The following is a 22,334-nucleotide window of genomic DNA, read 5'->3' on the forward strand; positions in this document are numbered from 1 at the left end:
GGGCGAGCGGCGACGGAACGAGCGGCGCATGAACGAGTGGCGCACGAGCGAGGGGCGCATGAGCGAGGGCAAGTCCTCCGGCAGTGGCCGACTGCTGACCTTCGCCGCCTGGACGGTGCTGGTCCTGGGCCTGTGGCTGTGGGGCCGGCAGATCACCGGGGTCCCGGCCCCCCTCACCGGCCAGGCCGGCGGGGCGGTGGGCCCGGTCCTGCCCGCGGCCCGCGCCCCCCTGGCCGCTGCCCTGCCCCAGCGCGTCGACGTGCCCTCCATAGGCATCCAGGCCCCGGTGATCCCCCGGGGTCTGGACGCGGACGGCGCGATCGAGGCGCCCCCGTACGAAAGCCCGGGCACGGTGGGCTGGTGGAGCAACGGCGTGCAGCCCGGCGCCGCCGGGGCCGCGCTGATGGTGGGGCACGTGGACACGAAGGCCAAGCCGGCGGTGTTCTACGGCCTGAGCTCGGCGCAGCCGGGCGACAAGGTGCGGGTGGTGCGGGCGGACGGTTCGGTCGCCGAGTTCACCATCGAGGACGTACGGGTCTACGAGCGTGCGGCCTTCGACCCGCACAAGGCGTACGGCCAGCGGGTGAAGGGCCGCGCCGAGCTGAGGCTGGTGACCTGCGGGGGTTCCTATGACAAGACGGCCAAGGAGTACACGGCGAACGTGGTGGTCTCCGCCTATCTGACGGGCGCCGGGGTCCGGCCGGGCGCGGCGGCGTAGGGAGTGTCTCGCCGGGTGAACCGGTGAACCGGGCGAACCGGGCGAAACGAAGAAGCCCCTCGCAGCTTTCGCTGCGAGGGGCTTCCTCCGTCTGTGCGCCGCCAGGGACTCGAACCCCGGACCCGCTGATTAAGAGTCAGCTGCTCTAACCAACTGAGCTAGCGGCGCTTGCTGACAGGGAAAACTCTACCCCACCTCGAGCGGTGCTCGTGACCAGCCACGCCCGCCTTGTCCGATTAACCCATGTTTAAGGGGTTTGTCGTGCACGATATGTGTGGCCGTGCCGCATCTGATGACCCGCCAGATGTGGTTCCGGCTGACCAGTGGACGAGCAGGGGAGTGGACGGAACCGCATGACGATGCAGCCTCCGACGCATGTGCAGACGCCGATGCCGATGCCCGCCTTCGAGGAGTACGAGCCCGCGGGCGACTGCGCGTGCCGGGGGTGCGCCCAGCGCCGCCGCGCCCTTGCCCGCGCGCGGGCCATACCGCTGCGGGACGGGGGTCACCCCGCCGCTCGAGGGGCCCGCCGGGCGCTGGTCCTGGCCACCGCCGCCGGAGTGGTCCTCGGCGGTGGCGGCGCGGCCGCGGTGGCGGTGACCGCCCCGGCCACCGGGCCGGTGGCCCTGGACGACCCCGGCTCCCCGCAGGGCGGGCGCGCCCCGCTGCACGGTCCGAAGAAGGGCCCGGTCGGCAAGCCCGGGGCGCCCTCCGGCGTGAAGCGGATCGACCGGACGACGATCATCAACCGGGCGAAGCTGTGGCTGGACGCGAAGGTCCCGTACAGCATGTCCGAGTACTGGACGGACGGGTACCGGCAGGACTGCTCGGGCTACGTCTCGATGGTCTGGAACCTTGGTACGAACGAGTGGACCGGCAGCCTCGACAAGTTCGCCACCAAGATCACCAAGGCTGATCTGCTGCCGGGGGACATGCTCCTCTTCCACAACCCGGCGGACCCCAACAACGGCTCGCACGTGGTCGTCTTCGGCGGCTGGGTCGACGAGACGCAGACGCACTACATCGCCTACGAGCAGACGCGGCCCACGACGCGCAAGCTGGCCACGCCCTACGGGTACTGGGCCAACGCGACGAAGTACATCCCCTACCGGTTCAACGGGGTCACGGGCGGGATCCTGCCCGAAGAGCCGGTGCCGGGCCCCAAGCCGGGGGACTCGACGGTGTTCCCCGGCGCCGCGAAGTTCGCCCCGGGCCAGACCAACGACCACGTGGCCCAGCTGGGCCGGATGCTGATCGAGCGCGGCGCGTACCGGTTCTACCCGAAGGGGGTGGCCGACCGGACGTGGAGCGATCACGACAAGCTCGCCACCCAGGCCTTCCAGCGCGCCCAAGGCTGGACGGGCGCCGACGCGGACGGTACGCCCGGCGCGCACACCTGGCGCCTGCTGGTCGAGCGTCAGGGCATCGACATCCCGCCGACGGTCGGGGCCGCGCCGGGGCCTGGCGGCGTACGGGCCTACCCCGGGGCCTCGGTGTTCCGCCCGGGCCGGTCGCACGAGGCGATCACCGCCCTCGGCCGCCAACTGATCAAGAAGGGCTTCGGCAAGCACTACACATCCGGTCCGGGGCCTCGCTGGAGCGAGGCGGACCGCCGCAGCGTCGAGGCCTTCCAGCGCGCGCAGGGCTGGCGCGGTGCCTCGGCCAACGGCTACCCGGGCCCGGAAACCTGGCGCCGGCTGTTCGCATGACGGAGGACACGATGTACCCCACGCGCACCACCTCGGCCACGGGCACCTTCCGGGTGCCACCGGTGGCCGGCCCCGCTCCTGTCGCCGCTCCCGTTCCCGTTCCCGTTCCCGTCCCTGCTTCCGCCCCCGTTCCCGCCCCTGTTCCGGCGCCGGTGTGGGGTGTCGCCGCGCCCCGCGAGGCGGTTCCGGCTCCGGTCTCGCTTCCGGTCTCGGTTTCGGGCGAGACCTCGACCGGCTGGGCCACCACGCCGGCGGTCCTGCTGGCGGCCGTGCCCGAGGTACCGGCCGCCCGGGCCCAGGCCGAGCCCGAACCGGTGCACGCGGGCCTGGACATCCCGCACCCGCAGGACGAGGCGGCCCACGCCGGCGTGGCCACCCTGCGCCTGCGGATCACCGACGCCGAGGCCGCCGCACCATCCACGGAGCTGCCGGACCCCGAGCCGGACCCGGAGCCCGAAGTCGAGATCGCAGCCGAAGCCACGCACTCCGGTGTGCCCGGGCCCGGTGTGGCCGAGATCGTCGCCCAGGCCGTGGCGCGCGGCCTGGAGAAGGAGAAGGAGGACGAGGACGCCCCCCAGGACATCCCCGTCCCCCCGGTCCCACCGCTGCGCGGCGCCGCCGTCACCGAGGTGCCGGTGCACCTGCCGTTCCTCGGTGAGCCCAAGCGCCTGCCCGCTCCGGCCGCCGCTCCGGCCCGCCCGGCCCCCGCCCCCCGGCCGCCGGTCGCCCCCCGCCCCGCCCCCGGCCGCCGGGTCCCCCGGGGCGACGACCGGCTCCGGGAGCACCGCGGCCCCGTGCTGCCCGGCTGGATCGGCGTGGGCATCGGCGGGCTCGCCCTCGCGGGCTGCACGGCCGTGCTCTGGCGGGCCGGGGCCGTCCCCGCCACGATCGTGGCCGCCTTCGGCGCGACCCCGCGCGCCTACCAGGGGCTGCGTGCCACGCATTGGCCCCCGCTCGCCTTCCTCGGCATCGTCGCGCTCCTCGCCCTCGGCGGACTCGGCCGCTCCCGCACCGGCCATGCCTGGGTGCTCACCCTCTTCGGCCGCTACCGCGGCACGGTCCGCCGTACGGGACTCACCTGGATCAGCCCCCTGCTGCTGCGCCGCCGGGTCGACGTACGCCTGCGGCACTGGCGCAGCGAGCCCATGCCCGCCGTGGACTCCGGCGGGCTCGCCCTCCAGGTCGTCGTCCAGGTCGTCTGGCAGGTCAAGGACACCGCCAGGGCCGCCCTGGCCGTCGCGGACCACGTGGAGTACCTGGCCGAACAGGTCGAATCCGCCATGGCCCGCGTGCTGTCCCAGCTCCCCGCCGACGCCTTCCACGAGGACGCCCCGACCCTGCGCGACGCCGAGGCCGTCGGTGACGCGCTGACCCGGATGCTGGCGGCGGAGACCGAGGCCGTCGGGATCGAGGTGTTCTCGGCCCAGCCGACCCGGATCGAGTACGCGGCCGAGGTAGCCGATGCCATGCGCCGCCGCCGGGTCGCGGCGATCGACGCCAAGCACCGGGACACAGTGCTGACCTCGGTCGTGGACGCCGTAGACGACACCGTCCACCGGCTGACCTCGCGCGGGCTCGTCGAGCTCGACGACTACGAGCGCAAGGCGCTGGTGAAGGACCTCACGGTCGCCTTCTACACGGGGCGCTGCGAGTAGCGCGTCCGGCGGTACGGGAACGGGTGGCCGGATTCGAGCGGACCACCCGTTCTTCCGTTGGTATGGACATGGCCAACTCTCGTCAATAACCTGTGACTTGGTCTAGACCTAAGATCCGACAGATCTGAACATCATCCCCACGCGTGCGCACGCTCTCGCCGAACTCCCCCCACGTTCAAGGAGCATCATGCGTAACCTCCGCATGCCCGGACGGGCGGGCGCCGCCGCGCTCGGCCTCGGCCTCGTCGCCGGAATCACCCTCCTCAGCGCCCCCAGTGCCAGCAGTCACGGCTACACCGACACCCCCATCAGCCGCCAGAAGCTCTGCGCCAACAAGACCGTCTCCGACTGCGGCGCCATCCAGTGGGAACCGCAGAGCGTCGAGGGCCTCAAGGGCTTCCCGGCCGCCGGGCCCGCCGACGGCAAGATATGTTCCGCCGGTCTCCCGCAGTTCGCGGAGCTGGACAACCCGCGCGGCGGCGCCTGGCCCACCACCAAGGTCACCAGCGGGCAGAGCTACAGCTTCCGGTGGCAGTTCACCGCCAACCACTCCACCACCGACTTCAAGTACTACGTCACCAAGAACGGCTGGAACGGCACCAAGGCACTCACCCGCGCCGACCTCGAACCCCAGCCCTTCCTCACCGTCGCCTACAACGGTGCCCGGCCCGCCATGACCACCGTCCACCAGGGCGCCATGCCGAGCGGCCGGACCGGCCGTCACATGATCCTGGCGGTCTGGACCGTCAACGACACGGCCAACGCCTTCTACGCCTGCTCCGACGTTCAGTTCTGACGTAACGTCAGCTAATCTCCGGCGGCATGCGGACGACGACTGCACCCGAGACCGTCGCGGAGCTCGTGGCGCGCCAATGGGGCGACCACCGGCCGGGGCTGAAGTACGAGGACACCGGACACACCGTCCTCAGCCACCACCGGACCGCCCAGGAGGCCGCCGCGCGCGCCGCGCTCCTCGTCGACCTGATGCCTCCGGGGGCCGAGCCGCACCTGGGGGTGCTGCTGGACAACACCCCCGAGTTCCCGTTCTGGCTCGGCGCGGCGGCCCTCGCGGGGGCCGCCGTCGCCGGGATCAACCCCACCCGGCGCGGTCCCGAGCTGGCGCGCGACATCCTGCACACCGACTGCCGGATCCTGGTCACCGAGCCCGCCCACCTGCCGCTGCTGCGCGGCCTCGACCTGCCGGGCGTACGCCTCCTGGTCACGGGCACCGAGGAGTACGAGGCCCTGCTCGCCCCCTATGCCGCCGCCAAGCCCGGCGAGGCGACGCTGGGCACCCCCGGCCCGTCCTCCCGGCTGCTCCTCTACTTCACCTCCGGCTCCACCGGCGCCCCCAAGGCCGCCATCTGCACCCAGGGCCGGCTCGCGGCGGCCGGGTCCGCGCTGGCCCGGCGCTTCTCGGTCACCCCGCAGGACGTCCACTACGTCTGCATGCCGCTCTTCCACGGCAACGCGGTCATCGCCGACTGGCTCCCGGCCCTCGCGGGCGGGGCGTCGGTGGCGCTGCGCCGGCGCTTCTCCGCCTCCGCGTTCCTGGACGACGTGCGGGCGTACGGAGTGACGTACTTCACCTACGTCGGGCGGGCCGTCCAGTACCTGCTGGCCACCGAGCCCCGCCCCGACGACCGCGAGCACACCCTGCGGCTCGGCTTCGGCACCGAGGCCGGGGCGGTGGACGCGGCGCGCTTCGCCGAGCGGTTCGGCGTCCCGCTGGTGGAGGGCTACGGGGCCACCGAGGGCGGCGCTTCCGTCCAGCACACGCCGGACACCCCGCCGGGCGCGCTGGGCCGGGCGGGGGAGGGGGACGACCTGGCGGTGATCGACCCGGAGACGGGCGCCGAATGCCCGGCCGCGGTCCTGGACGCGGAGGGCCGCCTGCTGAACGGCTCGGCCGCCATCGGCGAACTGGTCAACCGGGGCCGCAGCCTGTTCGAGGGGTACTGGCGCAACCCGGACGCGGAGGCCGCCCGTACGCGGGAGGGCTGGTACTGGACGGGCGACCTCTTCTTCCGCGACGCGGCGGGCTTCCTGTACTTCGCGGGCCGTACGGACGACCGGCTGCGGGTCGACAGCGAGAACCTGGCCGCGGCGATGATCGAGAACATCCTGGCGCGCTGGGCCGACGCGGCGGCGGTCGCGGTGTACGCGGTCCCGGACGAGGTCGCCGGGGATCAGGTGATGGCCGCCGTCGCCCTCCGCGAGGGGGCCGGCTTCAACCCCGACGCCTTCGCGGCGTTCCTGGCCGCGCAGCCGGACCTGGGCACGAAGATGTCCCCGCGGTACGTCAGGATCGTGCAGGCCATGCCGGTCACGGCGACGAACAAGGTCCACCGCGTGGCCCTGCGCCGCGCCGGTTTCCTCTGCCCCGACCCGGTCTGGCACCGCCTCCCGACCGGGCGATACCGCCCCCTGTCCGAGCCCGACCGCGCCGCACTCCTGGCCGCGTACGAGGCCCAGGGCCGGGCGGACCTGCTGGAACGCTAGGCGCGGCGCCGCTGCCGGGTAATGGTTTTGAGCACCCCTGAGGAGCAGGTAGTATTTTCTCTGTCAGCAGGCGCCGCTAGCTCAGTTGGTTAGAGCAGCTGACTCTTAATCAGCGGGTCCGGGGTTCGAGTCCCTGGCGGCGCACCTGTCCTTCGGGCGGTTTCCGGTTCACCGGGAACCGCCCGAAGTGTTTTCCGGCACCCCTCGCCGGAGAGTGCTAGAGGGTGAGCGACAGCAGCAGCGGCGCGGCCTTCCGGTTCAAGGTGTCCGCCGCGGCCCGCAGCCGGTGCGCGTGCTCGACCGGCATCGACAGGGCCAGGCAGCCCACCGAGGCCCCGGCCGTGATCGGTACCGCCGCGCAGACGGTGCCCACGGCGTACTCCTGGAGATCCAGTACGGGCACGGTGGCCGGCTGGGCGTCCAGCTTGGAGAACAGGATCCGCTCGTTCACGATCGTCTTCGACGTGAGCCGCGCGATCTTGTGGCGGGACAGGTGGTCGCGCCGCCCGTTCAGGTCGAGCTGGGTCAGCAGGCACTTGCCGACCGCGCTGGCGTGCGCGGCGGAGCGGAAGTCGACCCACTCGTGGACCTTCGGGGTGCGCGGGCTGTCCGCGAACTGCGTGATTCTGACCTCGCCGTCCACGTACCGGCTGATGTAGACCGCCGCCCCCACGGAGTCCCGCAGCCGGTCCAGGGTCTCCTGGAGCTTGTCCGTCAGGGCTTGCTGGCGGTCGACGCCGGAGCCGAGCAGAACGAGGGAATCCCCTATGGCATAGGCGCCGTCGGACACCTGCAGGACATATCCCTCCCGGCGCAGCATGAGCAGCATCGGGGCGAGATGGACTGCGGGCAGGCCGGTCTCACGCGCGATCTGCACATCGGTCACACCACCGGTGTGCCGTGCGATCGTTTCGAGTACGCGTAGTGCGTACTGCACCGAGTGGAACGGCGCGGTCGGCTCGGGCTTCAGCGCCACGGTTTCCCCCTACCAGGTTGTTACCGCTTGCCCTACCACGATAGCCATCAAGAGGCCCATGTGGAGCGCCTGTTGAAGAGATTGATGGCTCAATCACGTCGCCCTGCCAGGATCTACTCCATTGGCATATGCCACGGGCATGCCCACTGCCCCGGTGGGCCGGGAATGCCCAGGCTCCGCCGACGGTTCGAGTTCTTCGTACGGATGTCGTACGGATGTCGTACGGACGAGGAACCGAGACGGGAGCGACGATGAGTGACACCGGGGACGCGTATCGACAGGAGGGCGGCGACGCCATCCACGGCACGGCCCGGGGTAGCGCACCCGTACCGCTCTCGGTCCTGGACCTCGTCACCGTGGGCGCCGGCAGCACCGCCCACGCCTCCCTGCGCACCAGCGTGGACATCGCCCGGCTCGCCGAGTCCCGCGGCTACCACCGGCACTGGGTCGCCGAGCACCACTCCATGCCCGGGGTCGCCAGCTCCTCCCCGGCCGTGATCCTGGCCCACCTCGCCGCGCACACCTCCCGCATCCGGCTCGGTTCGGGCGGGGTCATGCTGCCCAACCACGCCCCGCTCGCCATCGCCGAGCAGTTCGGCACCCTGGAGGCGCTCGCGCCGGGGCGGATCGACCTCGGCCTCGGCCGGGCTCCCGGCACCGACGGGCGCACGGCCGCCGCACTGCGCGGGCCCGGCCGCCTCGACGAGGCCGCGGAGGAGTTCCCCCGGCAGCTCGCGGAGCTCACCCGCTTCCTCGACGACGACTTCCCCGACGGGCACCCGTACGCCCGCGTGCACGCGGTGCCGGGCCCCGTGCAGGGGCCCGCCGGGCGGCCGCCGCTGTGGCTGCTCGGCTCCTCCGGCTTCAGCGCCCGCCTCGCCGGACAGCTCGGCCTGCCCTTCGCGTACGCCCACCACTTCTCGGCGGCCGGCACCCTGCCCGCGCTCGACCTCTACCGGCAGAGCTTCCGCCCCTCGGCCGTCCTGGACGCCCCGTACGCCCTCATAGGTGTCTCGGCGCTGGCCGCGGACACCGAGGCGGAGGCCCGCGCCCAGGTGCTGACGGGCGCCCTGTCGATGCTGCGGCTGCGCAGCGGGCGGCCCGGACTGGTCCCGACGCCCGAGGAGGCGGCGGCGTACCCGTTCTCCCCGCTGGAGCGGGAGTTCGTGGACGGCTGGCTGGCGAACATCGTGCACGGCACCCCCGACGAGGTGCGCGACGGGCTCGACGGCCTCGCCAAGCGGACGGGCGCGGACGAGCTGATGCTGACTGCCAACGCCCACAGCGGAGCGGCCCGGTTGCGTTCTTATGCACTCGTCGCAGATGCGTACGGGCTGCCGGCGGAGGGCTCGGTCCAGGTGTGACCGCAGGCGAACGGGGTTCGGCTGGTTTGTTGCCGAAACCTTGCCGGAGGGTGTCCTAAGGCACCCTTAAACCGCTCGTCACCCGGGGTGGCGAGCGGTTTCTGATGTGTGCTCAGGGCTCTGACGAGCAGGTTTGGTTGCTCAGTGGTCTAGTCCTTCTTTGGTCCAAACCATTGACTGGGGCACGGAGCGATCGCTATCACTTCTCTCACCCGAAGCTGATGCTCTTCCCTCCCACCCCCACGGAGCATGTTCATGCACATCCGTAAACCTCTCATCGCGGCCGCCGCCACGGCCGCGCTGGCAGCCGGTGCGCTCGCCTCCTTCGCGGGGCTCGGTACGGCCCAGGCCGCCGACGCCTCCGTCACCGCCTCGGCCGGCGGCGTCCGCATCGCCTACTACGACCAGTGGAGCGTGTACGGGAACGCCTTCTACCCCAAGCACCTCGATACGCGGGGGATAGCGGGCAAGCTGGACGTGATCAACTACTCGTTCGGCAACATCCACCCCACCAACCTCACCTGTTTCGAGGCGAACAAGGCGGCGGGCGACGACAACAACCCCAACGCCGGTGACGGCGCGGGCGACTCGTACGCCGACTACCAGAAGTCCTTCAGTGCGGCGGACAGCGTCAGCGGGGTCGCCGACAAGTGGGACCAGCCGATCGTCGGCGTCTTCAACCAGTTCAAGCAGTTGAAGGCCAAGTACCCCCATCTGAAGATCAACATTTCGATCGGCGGCTGGACGTACTCGAAGTTCTTCAGCGACGCGGCGAAGACCGACGCCTCCCGCAAGAAGCTCGTCTCCTCCTGCATCGACCAGTACATCAAGGGCAACCTGCCGGTCGAGGGCGGCTACGGCGGCGCGGGCGCGGCGGCCGGCATCTTCGACGGCATCGACATCGACTGGGAGTACCCGGGCTCGTCCGGCGGCCACCTCGGCAACCACTACGCCCCCGAGGACAAGCAGAACTTCACGCTCCTGCTCAAGGAGTTCCGTGAGCAGCTCGACGCCTACGGCACGGCCAACGGCGGCAAGAAGTACCTGCTGACCTCCGCCCTCCCGGCCGGCCAGGACAAGATCAAGTACATCGAGACGGACAAGATCGGCGCGTACCTCGACTACGCGAACATCATGACGTACGACATGCACGGCGCCTGGGACGGCGACGGCCCGACGTACCACCAGTCCCCGCTCTACTCCCCGGCGGGCGACCCCACCGACCCGATCGCGCCCGGCACCCAGAAGTACAGCATCGACAACGCGATCGATTCCTGGATCGACGGCAACCCGGCCTACGGGATCACGGGCGGCTTCCCCGCCGGCAAGCTGACCCTGGGCTACGAGTTCTACTACCGCGGCTGGAAGGGCGTCCCCGCCGGGGCGAACAACGGCCTCGCCCAGAGCGCGACCGGCGCCTCCGCCGCCCGTCCCACCAGCCAGCAGGCCGGCATCGCCAACTACAAGGAGCTCGGCGGCATCGTCGACAACTCGGCGAGCACCTTCTGGGACGACCAGGCCAAGGCCTCGTACTTCTACAAGGACGGCGAGTTCTTCACCGGCCTCAACCAGAAGTCCATCCAGGCCCGGGTCGACTACGGCAAGCAGCGCGGCCTGGCCGGCGCGATGATGTACTCCCTGCTCGGCCTGGACAACAACACCACGCTGCTGAACCAGATCTCGGACGCGCTCGGCGGGACCACGCAGCCGCCGGTCACCACGCCTCCGACGACCACCCCGCCGACCACGACGCCTCCGACGACCCAGCCGCCCACCGGCTGCGGCTCGACCCCGGCGTACGTCGCGGGCACGGTCTACACCGCCGGCAACGAGGTCTCCTACAACGGCCGCAAGTACAAGGCCCAGTGGTGGACGCAGAACGAGACGCCGGGCACCACCGGTGAATGGGGTGTCTGGAAGGACCTCGGCGCCTGCTGATCTCCCCCCACCCCGCGCCGAGCGACGCCTCCGCCCCGCCCCCGCCTCCCGGGTGCGGGGCGGAGGTGTGTCACATGGTTGCCGGATTCCCGACACCGCTGCGTGTCGATATCGCTACGCTCGGCGACAAGTTCGTTCTCCGCTTGGGGGTGCCGTCTCATGGTTCAGGCCCGTGAAATCGATCCCAGCGCCTCGCCGCTGGACTACTACGGCTACGAACTGCGCCGCCTGAGAGAAGGGGCGGGGCTGAAGCAGTCGCAGCTGGGCGACATCATCTACTGCACGGGCTCCCTGATCGGCATGGTCGAGAACGGCCGCAGGGTCCCCACGCGCGACTTCTCGGAACGCGTGGACGCGGCGCTCGGCACGGACGGGCACTTCTCCCGACTGGTGGGGCTGGTCCTGCGGAGCGTCTTGCCGACGTGGTTCCAGCCGTTCGCGGAGATGGAAGCCCGGGCGGCGTACATCTCTACGTACCAGGCCCAGCTGGTGTATGGGCTCCTCCAGACGGAAGCCTATGCCCGCGCGGTGCTGGCGACGGGACTGCCAGACAGCGTGGATGATCTGGTGGCAGCCCGCCTGGACCGTCAGCGAATCCTGGGCCGGGACAATCCGCCCATGGTGTGGGTAGTGCTAGACGAAGCCGCCCTGTATCGGCCGATCGGCGGTCGGGAGACCATGCGGAATCAACTTGCTCACCTCTTGAGCTTCCGCGACAGGCGTTGGGTCAGGATCCAGGTGCTCCCGTTCTCAGCTGGTGAACACGCCAGTCTGATCGGTTCGTTCACAACCATGCGGTTCGATGACGACCCGGACATCGTCTACTCGGAGGACCTGATCTCCGGACACATGACGGCCAACCCTGACACGGTCAAGGAAGGCGCCCTTCGTTACGCTCACTTGCAGGCCGCTGCTCTCTCGGTGGAGGACTCGGCGGCATTGATCATCCGCGTAATGGAGGAACGTTATGGGCACCAGCCAGAACCTGACCAACGCGGTGTGGCGCAAGTCGAGCTATAGCGGTAACACGGGCGGCGAGTGCGTTGAGGTGGCCGCCCAGCCCTGCCTCGTGGCGGTTCGGGACTCCAAGAACCCCGACGGGCCGGTCTTCACGGTCACGGCAGAAACGTTCGGCACCTTCGTGCGGAGCCTTTAGAGCCAGCCCTGCTGCGCGGCTTTGAGGCCGGCTTCGAAGCGGCTCGTCGCGTGGAGGCGTTCCATCAGGGCGGACATCTGGCGCCTGACGGTACGCAAGGACACCCCGAGGCGCTTACCGGCCGCCTCGTCGGTCATGCCGGAGGCCAGGAGCTTCAGCAGCTCGAGTTCCGTCGCGGTGGGGCGGGTGTCGCTGGGGCGGGGGCGGTCGGCTCCGAGGGGTACGGCGGCCGCCCACGTCTGCTCGAACAGGGTGGCCAGGGAGGCCACGATCCCCGGCGCGCTGGTGCACAGGGCGCCCAGCCGGGAGTGGTCGGGGTCGATCGGGACGACCGCCACGGTGCGGTCGAATATCAGCAGGCGTGGCGGAAGGAGCGGGCTGGTGCGGACCTGGCCGCCCTGCTCGGTCAGCCACCGGGCGTAGGCCAGCGTCGTCGGATCGTTGCGGGCGCTGTCCTGGTACACCGAGCGCATCTCGATGCCGCGGGCCAGCGCACGCTGGTCCAGCGGCCGGGAGGACTCCAGGCTCGCCTCGGACAGCGCGCCGCCCGGCAGGATCGCCAGGCATTCGCGGGTCAGTCCATGGGCGAGCTGCTCCAGTCGGCTTTGGATGGCGTCCATGCCCACGAGCCGTTCCGCGCCGTCGACCTCGGTGTTCGGGCTGAGGTCCGCGAACTCGGAGACCACCTGCGCCGCGGCGGCCTTGCTGCGGGCCAGCTCCTGCTGCTGCCGGGCCAGCTCCTCCTCCTGGCGGCGCAGCAGCAGTTCCAGGCCCAGTTCGGGTCTCACCGCGCGCAGCGCGCCCGGGCTGTCCCGTGACGGTCTGAGCAGGTCGAGGTCGACGAGCCGGTCCAGGCCCTCGCGGACCTGCGCCTGGGTGAGGCCGAGGCGGGTGCTCAGCTCGGCGATGCCTCCCGAAGGGTCGGCCAGCATGCCCCGGTACACGGCTTCCACTTCGGCTCCGAGACCCAGCGTCTGCAGCATGTCCCAGCCCCCCGGCTGTAGTTGGGCCGCCCCCGGCGAGCGTCGCCTCCGTGATCGTAGGCGAAGTCTGGCACCAAGGTGCCAGGCCTGTTGGTGACAGCCGGAACCTCTTCTTCGCAGGGTCCGGGGGCAGCAACATGGTGTTCACCGGGACGGCGGGGACGAAAGTCCCCGACTCAGGCCAGAGCCGCAAGGACGATCCGGATCAGCGCGCAGCACACCGCACCGAACGCATCGCATCCGAGCCTGTGACCTTGGGGGAAACCATGTCCCGCACTGCCCGCTTCGCCGCTGTCGCCGCCGTCTTCACCGCCCTCTGCGCCGGCGCCGTCACCACCATCACCTCGGTGACCGCCTCCGCCGAAAGCCACCACATCAGCGCCTCCGGTGACGGCAGCATCAACTGGGACACGGCGCCCACGTCCGTCGCGGACAGCATCAACTGGGACTAGCCGGCATGCGCGTCATCCGGGCCTCCCTCTCAGGGCCTTGTCATGACCCTGACGAGAAGGCGGTGCTCGCGCTCGTCTCCGATCTGATCTGGGCCCACACTCCCGCGGCGCACGGACTCGAGCACTTGCGGGCCAAATCCGCCGCCGACGGCGTGGACGTCTACCTCTTCCTGCGCGCCGCCTCGGAAGCCGCAGCCCTCACCCAGGCCCACGCCATCCTCGACGGCGCCCGCGCCCCGCTGCGGGCGCACGGCTTCAGCACCACCGAGCCGCACCACTGACCGCCGTTCCCCCAAGGAGAACGCAGTGACCACCACCCTCCGTCAGGCTGCCCGCAAGAGCGCGGTCGCCGCCCTCTCCAGCGTCATCGGTGCCGGGCTGCTGACCGCCGCGTCCGTCGCCGCCGCCCCGGCCGCACTGGCCGCGACCACCTGTAGCGGGACCGCCTCGATCTACGGCGTCCTTCCCGACGGCCGTCTCACCTTCAGCACCATCACCCCGGCCACCGGCGAGTTGAAGAAGGTGCGCATCGGAGCGGCCCTGGGGTTCGAGCCCAAGGCGATGGCCACCCTCAACTTCAATACGGTGCTGGTGACGTCGACGAGCGGCGCGCTCTATCGCCTCGACGTCCTCACCAACAACGAGTCCCTCGTCCTGGAGCGCCCGCCCGTCAAGATCTTCGACAGCGGTTGGACCCACGACAAGCTCACCTATGACGGGCACGGGCATCTGTACGGCACGGCGGGCGGCCTCCTCCTCCAGTACCTGGTCTCGCAGCCCAAGCCGACCGGCTCGGCGCACATCGGCCAGCGCAGGGAGATCGGCAGCGGCTTCGTCCTGAAGACCCTGACGGCCGCCGGCGACGACCGGCTGCTCGCCACCACATCGGCCGGCGCGCTCTACTCCTACAAGATCGGCAGCGACGGCAGCTGGGACCGCGACGACCTCAAGACCTCCGGCTGGTCCGGCTTCGACCAGGTCGTATCGCCCGGTGGGGGTCTCTACTACGGCCGGATCGAAACCACGGGCGCCATGTACTGGTACAAGGACGCCAACCCGGCCGACGGCACCGGCGCCGACATCGCCTACCACAACGACACACCCGTCAACACCGGCGGCTGGACGCAGGAGTTGCTGTCCGCCCAGCCGGAGACGTTCAGCTGCACCACCACCGCGGACCCGCTCGACGGTACCGACATACCCGCGGTGAAGGCGGCCGGCCGCGATCTGATGAACAAGCACGACGGCGGTGCCTGGAACAGCACCACCCAGTGGAACTGCCTGGAGCAGCTCTGGGACAAGGAGAGCGGCTGGCGCTACTGGGCCGACAACCCGGGCTCCACGGCGTACGGCATCCCCCAGGCCCTGCCCGGTTCCAAGATGGACGCCTTCGGCGATGACTGGCGCACCAACCCCATCACGCAGATCAAGTGGGGCCTGTCCTACATCGACGGCCGGTACAACACGCCCTGCGGCGCCTGGAACCACTTCCTGAACAACAACTGGTACTGAGCCGCCCCCGCGTCGCTCCCGCTCTCCCTTCGCCCTCCCTCTTCTCCCCCCTCATGCCCCGGCCCGGCGCGCGTACGTCAGGGCTGCCCAGAACCCGGAGACACCCATGTTCTCGTCGTCCCTCAAGCGCCGCCTCGCCGCCACCCTGGCCGTATCCGCCACCACCCTCGGCATGGTCACCCTCACCTCGGCGCCGGCCCAGGCCGCCGCGATCTGCGGCGGCAACGTGTCGATCTACGGCACCCTCCCCGACGGACGCCTCACCTACACGGCGATAGCCCCCAACACCGGCGACCGCGTCAAGACCCTGATCGGCGCGAACCTCGGCTTCACGCCCAAGGCGATGGCCACCCTCAACTTCAACACCGTCCTGGTGACGTCGACGGCCGGCGAGCTGTACCGCGTCGACATCCAGACCAACGACAGCGCCCTGGCACTGGCCGGAGTCACCAAGATCTGGGACAGCGGCTGGACCTTCGACAAGCTGACCTACGACGGCGCCGGTCACCTCTACGGCACGGTCGCCGGTGAGCTCCACCGCTACAACGTCTCCCAGGCCAAGCCCAGCGGGCCCGCCCACATCGCCAAGCACGCGGTGATCGACACGGGCTTCGTCCTCAAGACGCTGGCCGCCGCCGGCGACGACGTCCTCATCGCCAGCACGGCCGACGGCCGGCTGCTCTCCTACCAGATCAACGGCGTCGGGGACTGGGAGAGCTCGGAGCTCAAGAGCTCCGGCTGGTCGGCGGTCGACAACCTGGTCTCGCCCGGCGGCGGCCTCTACTACGGCCGTACGAACGGCGGGATGTACTGGTACCACGACGCCGACCCCACCGACGGCAAGGGCGACGACATCGCCTACCACCCCGCCGACCCGGTCGACGCGAGCGGCTGGACGCAGACCCTGCTCTCCGCCTTCGCCAACGACTGCACCTACCAGCCGCCGGCGCCCCCCACCCCCACCCCCTCCACCAAGGGCGGGCAGATCGCGCGCAGCGAGATCATGAGCCGCGCCGTGAACTGGCTGGGCCGTGACATCCCGTACAACCAGGGCGCTTACGCCACCGACCCGGACGGCGACCACACCTACCGCACCGACTGCTCCGGCTTCGTCTCCATGGCCTGGCACGCCGCCAGCAGCTACACGACCTACAGCCTGCCGAGCGTCAGCACCACCATCTCCAAGTCCGACCTCCTGCCCGGTGACGCGCTGAACACCCAGGACGGGCACGTGGTGCTCTTCGAGAAGTGGGTCGACAAGGCCGCCGGCAAGTTCTCGTACATCCACGAGGCCAACACCAACGACGACATGATGCGCGGTCAGGACTACCTCAACGGCGGCAGCGACGGACGCATCGCCGGCCACGCCGCCTCCGGCTACGTCGCCCTGCGCTACGACAAGGTCGTCAACGGATAGAACGTGTCCGGGCGGCCCTGAGCGGAGCCCGTCCCGTACCCCTCCCGGTTCTCAGACGAGGGGGTGCGGGGCGGGCTCGTCGGGCTGTGCGGCGGCCGCCTCGGCCGCCGCCGCTGCGGCCGCCGTCTGGTTGCCGATCATGCGGGCGATCACGTCCGGGGCCACCGCACGGGAGTACAGCCAGCCCTGACCCGTGTCGCAGCCGACGCGGCGCAGCCGGGCCGCCTGCCCCGCGGTCTCCACGCACTCCGCCGTGACCGTCAGGCCCAGCCGGTGCGCGAGCTGGACCAGGGCCTCGACGATCGTCTCGTCCGCCGGGTTCGGGTGGGTGCCCTCCTCGTAGCGGAAGCCCCGTACGAAGGACCCGTCCAGCTTCAGCACCGACACCGGCAGGCGGCTGAGGTAGGCCAGGTTCGAGTACCCGGTGCCGAAGTCGTCGATCGCGATGCGCACGCCCATGTCGCTGAGCGCCTGGAGGGCCTGGAGCGGCCGCCCCGCCGAGCCCATCACGGCCGACTCGGTCAGCTCCAGCTGGAGCAGCTGCGGCGCGAGCCCCGTCTCGGCCAGGATCTCCGCGACGTCGCCGACCAGGTCCGAGTCCCACACCTGCCGCACGGCCACGTTGACCGACACGAAGACCGGGGAGTCGCTGGGCTGCTCGATCTGCCAGCGCCGAGCCTGGCGGCAGGCCGTACGCAGCACCCACTGCCCCAACTGGACGATGGATCCGTCCTCTTCGGCGATGCCGATGAACCGATTCGGCGTCAATGTCCCGAACTGCGGATGGTTCCAGCGCACCAGGGCCTCGACCCCGCGCACCGTCCCGCTCTCCAGGTCCACCAGCGGCTGGTACTCCAGCTCGAACTCCCCCCGCTCCACGGCCGGCCGGAGCGTCGAGGACAGGGCCTGCCTCGTCATCCGGTGCGCGTTGCGCTCGGGGTCGAAGAGGGTCCAGCGGGCCTTTCCGTCCGCCTTCGCCCAGTACAGCGTCGTGTCCGCGGCCTGCATCAGCCCCGTCGCCGAGGTGCCGGCCGTCGACCGCTCCACCACCCCGATCGACGCGGAGACCGACAGCCGCTGCCCGGCCAGGTCGAACGGCTCCTGGACGGCGGCCAGTACGCTCCGCGCCAGGTCGGCGAGCTGCTCCGTGCCCGTGGAGTCCTCGACCAGCAGGGCGAACTCGTCGCCCCCGAGCCGCGCGACCAGGTGCCCGCTCGTGCGTCCGTATCCGGACTGGTCGGCGCACTGGGTCAGCCGGGCGGCGACGGCGGTCAGCAGCCGGTCGCCGACCCGGTGGCCGAGGGTGTCGTTGACCGCCTTGAACCCGTCGAGGTCCAGGTAGCACAGCCCGATCCGGCCGGTGCCGCCGCCGTGATCGTACGAGGAGGCCTCCAGCGCGGCGGAGAGCCGCTCGAAGAACAGCGCCCGGTTGGGCAGCCTGGTGACGGGGTCGTGCATCTGGAGGTGGCGCAGCCGCGCCTGGAGGTCGCGCCGGTCGCTGATGTCGGCGACGGACAGCAGGACGTCGCCGGTCCCGGGTACCGGCCCCAGAGTCACCTCGGTCCACAGCGAGTGCCCGTCCGGGTGTTTGAGGCGGCGGGTGCAGCGCAGCCGGGCCTGCCGCCCGCGGAGCACCTCCTGGTAGGCGGCCCAGGTGCGGGCCTCCGCGGCCAGGTCCACCAGGTCGGCGGCGCACCGGTGGACCAGTGCGTGCGGTTCGGCGCCGAGCAGGCCGGCGAAGGCCTCGTTGGCGGTGACGACGTATCCGTCGCGGTCGACGACGGCCATGGGGAGGTGGGCCGCGTTGAAGGCGGCCCGGTAGTCGCGCCGCTCGGACTCGGCGCGCGGCGGAACTGCCGTTGCCGACACTGTCGCGTGACGCTCCGTAATGGCCGATCGGATGCTGTCGGCCGCCGAACCGGTTCCTTCTGAGGTTCCGCTCACCGTTCGCTCCCGCAGTGCTCGTGAGTGTCCGTGCAGGAAAGTGTGCCGATCATAGAGGCTGCCGGGAGGCCCTATCCAGCGGCGTCGCCGTGCGGGGGGCGGGAGTTCGGCGTGATGACGGAGTGACGGCCGAATCCCGGGCGATCGTTTCTGCGCGGCTGTGAGCATGCGGAGCCCCCTGCTGATCTCGCGTGATCGGACGTGACGTTCTGTAGGCAGGTGCGTGAAGGCCGAGGGTCACTGGCTTGCCGGATTGCTCACTCGTGTGGGGCAGCGGAACAGGGCATTGGTAAGACAAGCGCCTCAAGGTGGATGAACAGGTACGAATCCACCACGGGAGGTCGATGTGGCGCGACAGCTGACACCCGGGGGAGTGGACCGTTCCCGCATCCGAAGTACGGCGGCAGCCCTCACCTCCCTGACGGCGCTCGCCGCCATGTCGCTCGTCGCGGGGCCCGCGGTGGCCGTTTCCGGGGCCGGTCCCTGCGCGCTGACCCGTACGGCCGCACACCATTCACTGGGCCTGGACACCTGGAACGGCGCCTACCCGCGGCCCGAGCGCACCCTCAACGCGGTCATGGTCTTCCTCTCCTTCCCCGACCACCGGACCGCCCTCGCCCCCGAGGAGATCGCCGGCGACTACTTCCCCGCCACCAGCGACTTCTTCGAGCGGGCCTCGTACGGCCGGTTCCGCCTGGTCCCGCATCCGCAGAAGCAGTGGATCCGGATGCCCAAGCCGTCCACCGCGTACGGGATACAGCGCGACTGGGCCCCGGAGGACCGGGCGGCCTACCTGCGGGACGCGGTCAGGACCGCCGACCCCGAGGTGGACTTCGGCAAGTACGACGTCGTCTACTTCGTCGCCGACCCGGACGCGCCCGGGGTGGACTCCGATGCCACGAAGGTCGTCAACTTCGACCGCCCGATCCGCGCGGACGGCACGGACCTGCGGCGGATCGTCACCGTCTTCGAGCGGCACCCGCCGGACCGCAACGTGCTCGCCCACGAGACCGGGCACGTCTTCGACCTGCCCGACCTCTACCACCGGCCGACGGACGGCAAGGGCGACTGGGACACCTACGTCGGGGACTGGGACGTGATGGGCAGCCAGTTCGGGATGGCCCCGGACCTCTTCGCCTGGCACAAGTGGAAGCTCGGCTGGCTGGACCCCGCCCAGGTGGACTGCGTCCAGTCGGGCTCCTCGCTGCACACCCTCCAGCCGCTGGCCGAGGTCCCGGTGCGGGGCGGCACGGGAGGGACCCGGCTCGCCGTGATCCGTACGGGCCCCGGCAGCGCGATCGCCGTCGAGGCGCGGGGCTCCGCCGGCAACGACGGGGACACCTGCACGGAAGGGGTCCTGGTCTACCGGGTGCGCAACGAGGCGTCGTCGGGCGGCGGCCCGATCGAGGTCCTGGACGCGCATCCGTCGACGGAGGCGTGCTGGGACCGCTCGGTGTACCCGCCGCTCGCGGACGCGCCGCTGGAGGTGGGCGAGACGTACACCGTGCCGGGGGAGCGGATCAAAATCGAGGTGGCCGACCGGACCCAGTCGGGCGCGTACACGGTGAAGATCACGACGTAGCCGGCCGTGCCCGGAACGAAGAAGGCCCCCACTCCGAGGAGTGGGGGCCTTCTTCCGTCTGTGCGCCGCCAGGGACTCGAACCCCGGACCCGCTGATTAAGAGTCAGCTGCTCTAACCAACTGAGCTAGCGGCGCCTGCTGACGTCGTAGACATTACCAGGAGGTTCCGTGGAACTAAAAATTGATATCCGCAGCTCGGGCGGCGCGGACGAACGCCCACAGCAGGGCCTCGGGCCCGGGGAGCCAGGGCGTGCGCGCGTCGGGCGCCACCAGCCAGCGGGACGGGCCCGGGACGCCGGCCAGCGGCGGCACGGTGACGGCGTCGCCGTGCCCGTGGCACAGCGGCGCCGGGGCGGTACGGGAACCTCCCCACTCCTCCCACGCCAGCAGGGCGGGGAGCCGGTGGGCGGTACCGGTGGCGGCGAAGAGCAGCATCCGGCCGCGGTGCACGGCGACCGGGCCGGACCCGGGGCCCTCGGCCCAGAGCAGGTCCAGGATCCGGCGCCCGAACACGACCGGGACGTTGACGACGTCGAAGGCGTTCCCGCAGGGCAGCGCGGCGGGCGCAGTGGGCCGGGCCTTCCAGGCCGCGAGGGTGCTGTGCGGGTGGGCGCACGCGGAGACGAGCCAGGCGGCGCCCTGCGGGGTGACGTGGGTGGCGGGTGCGGTGCGTGTGTCGAGGGCGGGGCATCCGGGGGCCGTCGTCAGCGTCGTCATACTCCAGGTCTACCCGCCGTAACGTTCCGGTTTCCAGGAGTTACCGGAAACCGGGACAGGGCGGGCTTCACTGGAGTATGTTGCGCCCCGCATATGCCAGCCGCCGGGCCTCAGGTGGATTCCGGGCCCGCGTCGCGCTGGAGGGATTCACCGAACTCGATCATCTTGCGGGCGTAGTCCTCGGTCCACTCCGCCTGCTCCGCGATCAGCGCAGGCGACAGCCGGTCGAACCGCCGCGGGTCCGCCAGCTGCGCCGCCGCCAGGGCCTGGAACTCCACCGCCCGCTCCTGCGCGGCCCGGAAGGCCAACGTCAGCTCCGTCGCGCGGGCCAGCAGCTCACGAGGGTCCTCGATCGACTCCAGGTCGAAGAAGTGCTCCGGGTCCGTGGCGGCCTCGGAGGGCTCGAACAGCAGTGGTGCGGGCCGAAGCCTCCGCTCGGTCCGCTCGGGCTCTGCCATGCCTGTCCTCCTGCTGCGCGTGCGAAATGCTTCCGGGCCACCGTCCATTGTCCAACGCCCCGCAAGACCGCACCGAGACGGGGCTCACACGGTGAGGGCCTCGGCTGCGCGCTCCGCCGCCAGTCCCGCCACGTCGTCGAGGACGCCGGCCAGCTCGTCCGCGAGCCCCTCCGGCGCCGCGAACCCCTCGGGACCGACCAGGCCCGGGATGCCGGGGACCGCGAGGGACCGTTCGGCGGGCCGCATGCCGACCCGGGTGAGGACCGGGAGCAGCATCTCGGCGGCCGGGGCGCCGCCCGTGGGGCCGGCGCTGTAGCTGACGATGCCGACCGGCTTGCCCTGCCACTCGCGGTAGAGGAAGTCGATCGCGTTCTTGAAGGGGGCGGTGAAGCCGCCGTTGTACATCGGCAGCACGAAGAGGACGGCGTCCGCCGCGTCGATCAGCGCGCTCCAGTCCCGGGTGTGCTGATGTGTGTAGACACCGCTGGAGGCGTACTCGGGCTCGTCCAGGAAGGGCAGTGCGATCTCGGCGAGGTCGACGGGGGTGACCTCGAAGCCGCCGCGGGCGCGGGCCTGCTCGACGACCCACCGGGCGAGCGGGCGGCCGGAGGAGGTGGGGCGGGTGGCGGCGGAGATGACGTGGAGACGGGTCACGGTGTGGACTCCCGATCGGTGCGCGTGGTTGTTGACGTGTCACCTATAAAACCCAGGATATGTGTGACATGTCAACCAGCTAGGTGATGTGTCACCGACCTGGCTAGAGTTCCGGCATGACCCCCGCATCCGAGCCCCGCTGGCTCACGGAGCCCGAACAGGACGCCTGGTACGCCTGGCGGCGGATGTTTCCGCTGGTCAACGCAGAGATCGCACGGGACCTCGGCCAGGACAGCGGCCTCTCCGAAGCGGACTACGACGTCCTGTCGGTGCTCGGCTCCACCGACGGCCACCGCATGCGGATCAGCGCGCTGGCCGGCCTGATGCACTGGTCCCGCAGTCGGCTGTCCCACCAGCTCACCCGCATGGAACAGCGCGGCATCGTCCGCCGCGAGGAGGTCGCCGGCGACGGCCGCGGCGCGGAGGTGGTCCTCACCGAGACCGGCGTGGACACGATCATGACCGCGGCCCCGCTCCACGTGGAGTCCGTACGCCGCCACCTGATCGACGTCCTGACGCCGCAGCAGCTCCGCACCCTGGCCGAGGTCGGCGAGGTGCTCCGCCTGCGGATGGGCGCCGAGCGCAAGCGCGGCTAAC

20 protein-coding genes, 3 tRNA genes and 1 pseudogene are annotated in these 22,334 nt (G+C 71.0%); 16 read left to right on the forward strand and 8 right to left on the reverse strand.

The annotated features are described in order from the left end of the window. Positions 1 to 28 precede the first annotated feature (28 nt). A complete protein-coding gene (locus tag OHA89_RS23545; RefSeq protein WP_266609606.1) occupies positions 29 to 718 on the forward strand; it encodes a class F sortase in 690 nt (229 codons plus the stop codon). Positions 719 to 812: 94 nt separating this feature from the next. Here the strand turns inward: OHA89_RS23545 and OHA89_RS23550 are convergent. Next, a tRNA-Lys gene (locus OHA89_RS23550) sits at positions 813 to 886 on the reverse strand. Positions 887 to 1,107: 221 nt separating this feature from the next. Here OHA89_RS23550 and OHA89_RS23555 point away from each other — a divergent pair. The 5 genes from OHA89_RS23555 (at position 1,108) to OHA89_RS23575 (ending at position 6,728) form a co-directional block, all read left to right on the forward strand. Then, entirely contained in the window at positions 1,108 to 2,427 is a 1,320-nt protein-coding gene (locus tag OHA89_RS23555; protein ID WP_266612388.1) for a peptidoglycan-binding protein, read from the forward strand. Then, complete coding sequence (locus tag OHA89_RS23560) at positions 2,424 to 4,082, forward strand: SPFH domain-containing protein (protein ID WP_266609607.1); 1,659 nt, start codon at positions 2,424 to 2,426, stop codon at positions 4,080 to 4,082. Before OHA89_RS23555 ends, OHA89_RS23560 begins: the two co-directional genes overlap by 4 nt. A 202-nt stretch (positions 4,083 to 4,284) precedes the next feature. After that, positions 4,285 to 4,878, forward strand: coding sequence for a lytic polysaccharide monooxygenase (locus OHA89_RS23565; protein WP_215147630.1), 594 nt, complete (start codon positions 4,285 to 4,287; stop codon positions 4,876 to 4,878). A 26-nt stretch (positions 4,879 to 4,904) separates the two neighbouring features. Next, positions 4,905 to 6,584 (forward strand): AMP-binding protein, encoded by a 1,680-nt coding sequence (locus OHA89_RS23570; RefSeq protein WP_406367035.1) that lies wholly within the window; start codon positions 4,905 to 4,907, stop codon positions 6,582 to 6,584. Between the two features lie 70 nt (positions 6,585 to 6,654). Further along, a tRNA-Lys gene (locus OHA89_RS23575) sits at positions 6,655 to 6,728 on the forward strand. Between the two features lie 73 nt (positions 6,729 to 6,801). Here the strand turns inward: OHA89_RS23575 and OHA89_RS23580 are convergent. Further along, complete coding sequence (locus OHA89_RS23580; protein ID WP_266609609.1) at positions 6,802 to 7,560, reverse strand: IclR family transcriptional regulator; 759 nt, start codon at positions 7,558 to 7,560, stop codon at positions 6,802 to 6,804. A gap of 251 nt (positions 7,561 to 7,811) precedes the next feature. On the opposite strand from OHA89_RS23580, the gene OHA89_RS23585 reads away from it, so the two are divergent. From OHA89_RS23585 to OHA89_RS23600, 4 genes are all read left to right on the forward strand, one after another. Continuing rightward, positions 7,812 to 8,924, forward strand: a complete 1,113-nt coding sequence (locus OHA89_RS23585; protein ID WP_266609610.1) for an LLM class flavin-dependent oxidoreductase — start codon at positions 7,812 to 7,814, stop codon at positions 8,922 to 8,924. 255 nt (positions 8,925 to 9,179) lie between these two features. Then, positions 9,180 to 10,862 carry a glycosyl hydrolase family 18 protein gene (locus OHA89_RS23590; RefSeq protein WP_406367036.1) on the forward strand — a complete coding sequence of 561 codons (1,683 nt, stop codon included), beginning with the start codon at positions 9,180 to 9,182 and terminating at the stop codon, positions 10,860 to 10,862. 159 nt (positions 10,863 to 11,021) lie between these two features. Further along, complete coding sequence (locus OHA89_RS23595; protein WP_406367037.1) at positions 11,022 to 11,882, forward strand: helix-turn-helix transcriptional regulator; 861 nt, start codon at positions 11,022 to 11,024, stop codon at positions 11,880 to 11,882. Beyond that, on the forward strand, positions 11,830 to 12,018 hold the full coding sequence (locus OHA89_RS23600; protein ID WP_406367038.1) for a DUF397 domain-containing protein: 189 nt from the start codon (positions 11,830 to 11,832) through the stop codon (positions 12,016 to 12,018). The genes OHA89_RS23595 and OHA89_RS23600 overlap by 53 nt, the downstream gene beginning before the upstream one ends. Here the strand turns inward: OHA89_RS23600 and OHA89_RS23605 are convergent. Then, complete coding sequence (locus OHA89_RS23605) at positions 12,015 to 13,001, reverse strand: helix-turn-helix transcriptional regulator (protein ID WP_266609614.1); 987 nt, start codon at positions 12,999 to 13,001, stop codon at positions 12,015 to 12,017. The two genes, OHA89_RS23600 and OHA89_RS23605, sit on opposite strands and share 4 nt — an antisense overlap. A 266-nt stretch (positions 13,002 to 13,267) precedes the next feature. On the opposite strand from OHA89_RS23605, the gene OHA89_RS23610 reads away from it, so the two are divergent. From OHA89_RS23610 to OHA89_RS23625, 4 genes are all read left to right on the forward strand, one after another. Then, positions 13,268 to 13,453, forward strand: coding sequence for a hypothetical protein (locus OHA89_RS23610; protein ID WP_266609615.1), 186 nt, complete (start codon positions 13,268 to 13,270; stop codon positions 13,451 to 13,453). 5 nt (positions 13,454 to 13,458) lie between these two features. After that, on the forward strand, positions 13,459 to 13,734 hold the full coding sequence (locus OHA89_RS23615; protein ID WP_266609616.1) for a hypothetical protein: 276 nt from the start codon (positions 13,459 to 13,461) through the stop codon (positions 13,732 to 13,734). 25 nt (positions 13,735 to 13,759) lie between these two features. Next, positions 13,760 to 14,965, forward strand: a complete 1,206-nt coding sequence (locus OHA89_RS23620; RefSeq protein WP_266609617.1) for a peptidase S1 and S6 — start codon at positions 13,760 to 13,762, stop codon at positions 14,963 to 14,965. A 106-nt stretch (positions 14,966 to 15,071) separates the two neighbouring features. Then, positions 15,072 to 16,382, forward strand: coding sequence for a tachylectin-related carbohydrate-binding protein (locus OHA89_RS23625; RefSeq protein WP_266609618.1), 1,311 nt, complete (start codon positions 15,072 to 15,074; stop codon positions 16,380 to 16,382). Between the two features lie 51 nt (positions 16,383 to 16,433). Here OHA89_RS23625 and OHA89_RS23630 read toward each other — a convergent pair whose 3' ends face one another. Next, positions 16,434 to 18,362, reverse strand: a complete 1,929-nt coding sequence (locus OHA89_RS23630) for a bifunctional diguanylate cyclase/phosphodiesterase (protein WP_266612389.1) — start codon at positions 18,360 to 18,362, stop codon at positions 16,434 to 16,436. Positions 18,363 to 18,672: 310 nt separating this feature from the next. Between OHA89_RS23630 and OHA89_RS23635 the strand changes: the two genes are divergently transcribed. Then, entirely contained in the window at positions 18,673 to 19,908 is a 1,236-nt protein-coding gene (locus tag OHA89_RS23635) for a M6 family metalloprotease domain-containing protein (protein ID WP_266609619.1), read from the forward strand. Positions 19,909 to 19,969: 61 nt separating this feature from the next. Here OHA89_RS23635 and OHA89_RS23640 read toward each other — a convergent pair. From OHA89_RS23640 to OHA89_RS23655, 4 genes and pseudogenes are all read right to left on the reverse strand, one after another. Then, positions 19,970 to 20,043 (reverse strand) — tRNA-Lys (locus OHA89_RS23640). Next, a pseudogene (locus OHA89_RS23645) lies at positions 20,034 to 20,625 on the reverse strand (hypothetical protein). The gene OHA89_RS23640 and the pseudogene OHA89_RS23645 overlap by 10 nt, the downstream one beginning before the upstream one ends. A gap of 110 nt (positions 20,626 to 20,735) precedes the next feature. Continuing rightward, on the reverse strand, positions 20,736 to 21,083 hold the full coding sequence (locus OHA89_RS23650) for a hypothetical protein (protein WP_266609620.1): 348 nt from the start codon (positions 21,081 to 21,083) through the stop codon (positions 20,736 to 20,738). Between the two features lie 84 nt (positions 21,084 to 21,167). Beyond that, positions 21,168 to 21,737 (reverse strand): NADPH-dependent FMN reductase, encoded by a 570-nt coding sequence (locus OHA89_RS23655; protein WP_257556210.1) that lies wholly within the window; start codon positions 21,735 to 21,737, stop codon positions 21,168 to 21,170. A gap of 116 nt (positions 21,738 to 21,853) precedes the next feature. Here OHA89_RS23655 and OHA89_RS23660 point away from each other — a divergent pair, with 116 nt between their 5' ends. After that, positions 21,854 to 22,333, forward strand: coding sequence for a MarR family winged helix-turn-helix transcriptional regulator (locus tag OHA89_RS23660; protein WP_215147462.1), 480 nt, complete (start codon positions 21,854 to 21,856; stop codon positions 22,331 to 22,333). The last annotated feature ends 1 nt before the right edge of the window (position 22,334 follow it).

Origin of the sequence: Streptomyces sp. NBC_01546, from assembly GCF_045208355.1 — a bacterium.
Classification (GTDB): Bacteria; Actinomycetota; Actinomycetes; order Streptomycetales; family Streptomycetaceae; genus Streptomyces.

Bases quoted from the DNA above. Each gene is read 5' to 3' on its own strand.
- OHA89_RS23545 (WP_266609606.1), top strand. From the start codon at position 29: ATGAACGAGTGGCGCACGAGCGAGGGGCGCATGAGCGAGGGCAAGTCC.
- OHA89_RS23555 (WP_266612388.1), top strand. From the start codon at position 1,108: ATGCCGATGCCCGCCTTCGAGGAGTACGAGCCCGCGGGCGACTGCGCG.
- OHA89_RS23560 (WP_266609607.1), top strand. From the start codon at position 2,424: ATGACGGAGGACACGATGTACCCCACGCGCACCACCTCGGCCACGGGC.
- OHA89_RS23565 (WP_215147630.1), top strand. From the start codon at position 4,285: ATGCCCGGACGGGCGGGCGCCGCCGCGCTCGGCCTCGGCCTCGTCGCC.
- OHA89_RS23570 (WP_406367035.1), top strand. From the start codon at position 4,905: ATGCGGACGACGACTGCACCCGAGACCGTCGCGGAGCTCGTGGCGCGC.
- OHA89_RS23585 (WP_266609610.1), top strand. From the start codon at position 7,812: ATGAGTGACACCGGGGACGCGTATCGACAGGAGGGCGGCGACGCCATC.
- OHA89_RS23590 (WP_406367036.1), top strand. From the start codon at position 9,180: ATGCACATCCGTAAACCTCTCATCGCGGCCGCCGCCACGGCCGCGCTG.
- OHA89_RS23595 (WP_406367037.1), top strand. From the start codon at position 11,022: ATGGTTCAGGCCCGTGAAATCGATCCCAGCGCCTCGCCGCTGGACTAC.
- OHA89_RS23600 (WP_406367038.1), top strand. From the start codon at position 11,830: ATGGGCACCAGCCAGAACCTGACCAACGCGGTGTGGCGCAAGTCGAGC.
- OHA89_RS23605 (WP_266609614.1), bottom strand. From the start codon at position 13,001: ATGCTGCAGACGCTGGGTCTCGGAGCCGAAGTGGAAGCCGTGTACCGG.
- OHA89_RS23610 (WP_266609615.1), top strand. From the start codon at position 13,268: ATGTCCCGCACTGCCCGCTTCGCCGCTGTCGCCGCCGTCTTCACCGCC.
- OHA89_RS23615 (WP_266609616.1), top strand. From the start codon at position 13,459: ATGCGCGTCATCCGGGCCTCCCTCTCAGGGCCTTGTCATGACCCTGAC.
- OHA89_RS23625 (WP_266609618.1), top strand. From the start codon at position 15,072: ATGTTCTCGTCGTCCCTCAAGCGCCGCCTCGCCGCCACCCTGGCCGTA.
- OHA89_RS23650 (WP_266609620.1), bottom strand. From the start codon at position 21,083: ATGGCAGAGCCCGAGCGGACCGAGCGGAGGCTTCGGCCCGCACCACTG.
- OHA89_RS23660 (WP_215147462.1), top strand. From the start codon at position 21,854: ATGACCCCCGCATCCGAGCCCCGCTGGCTCACGGAGCCCGAACAGGAC.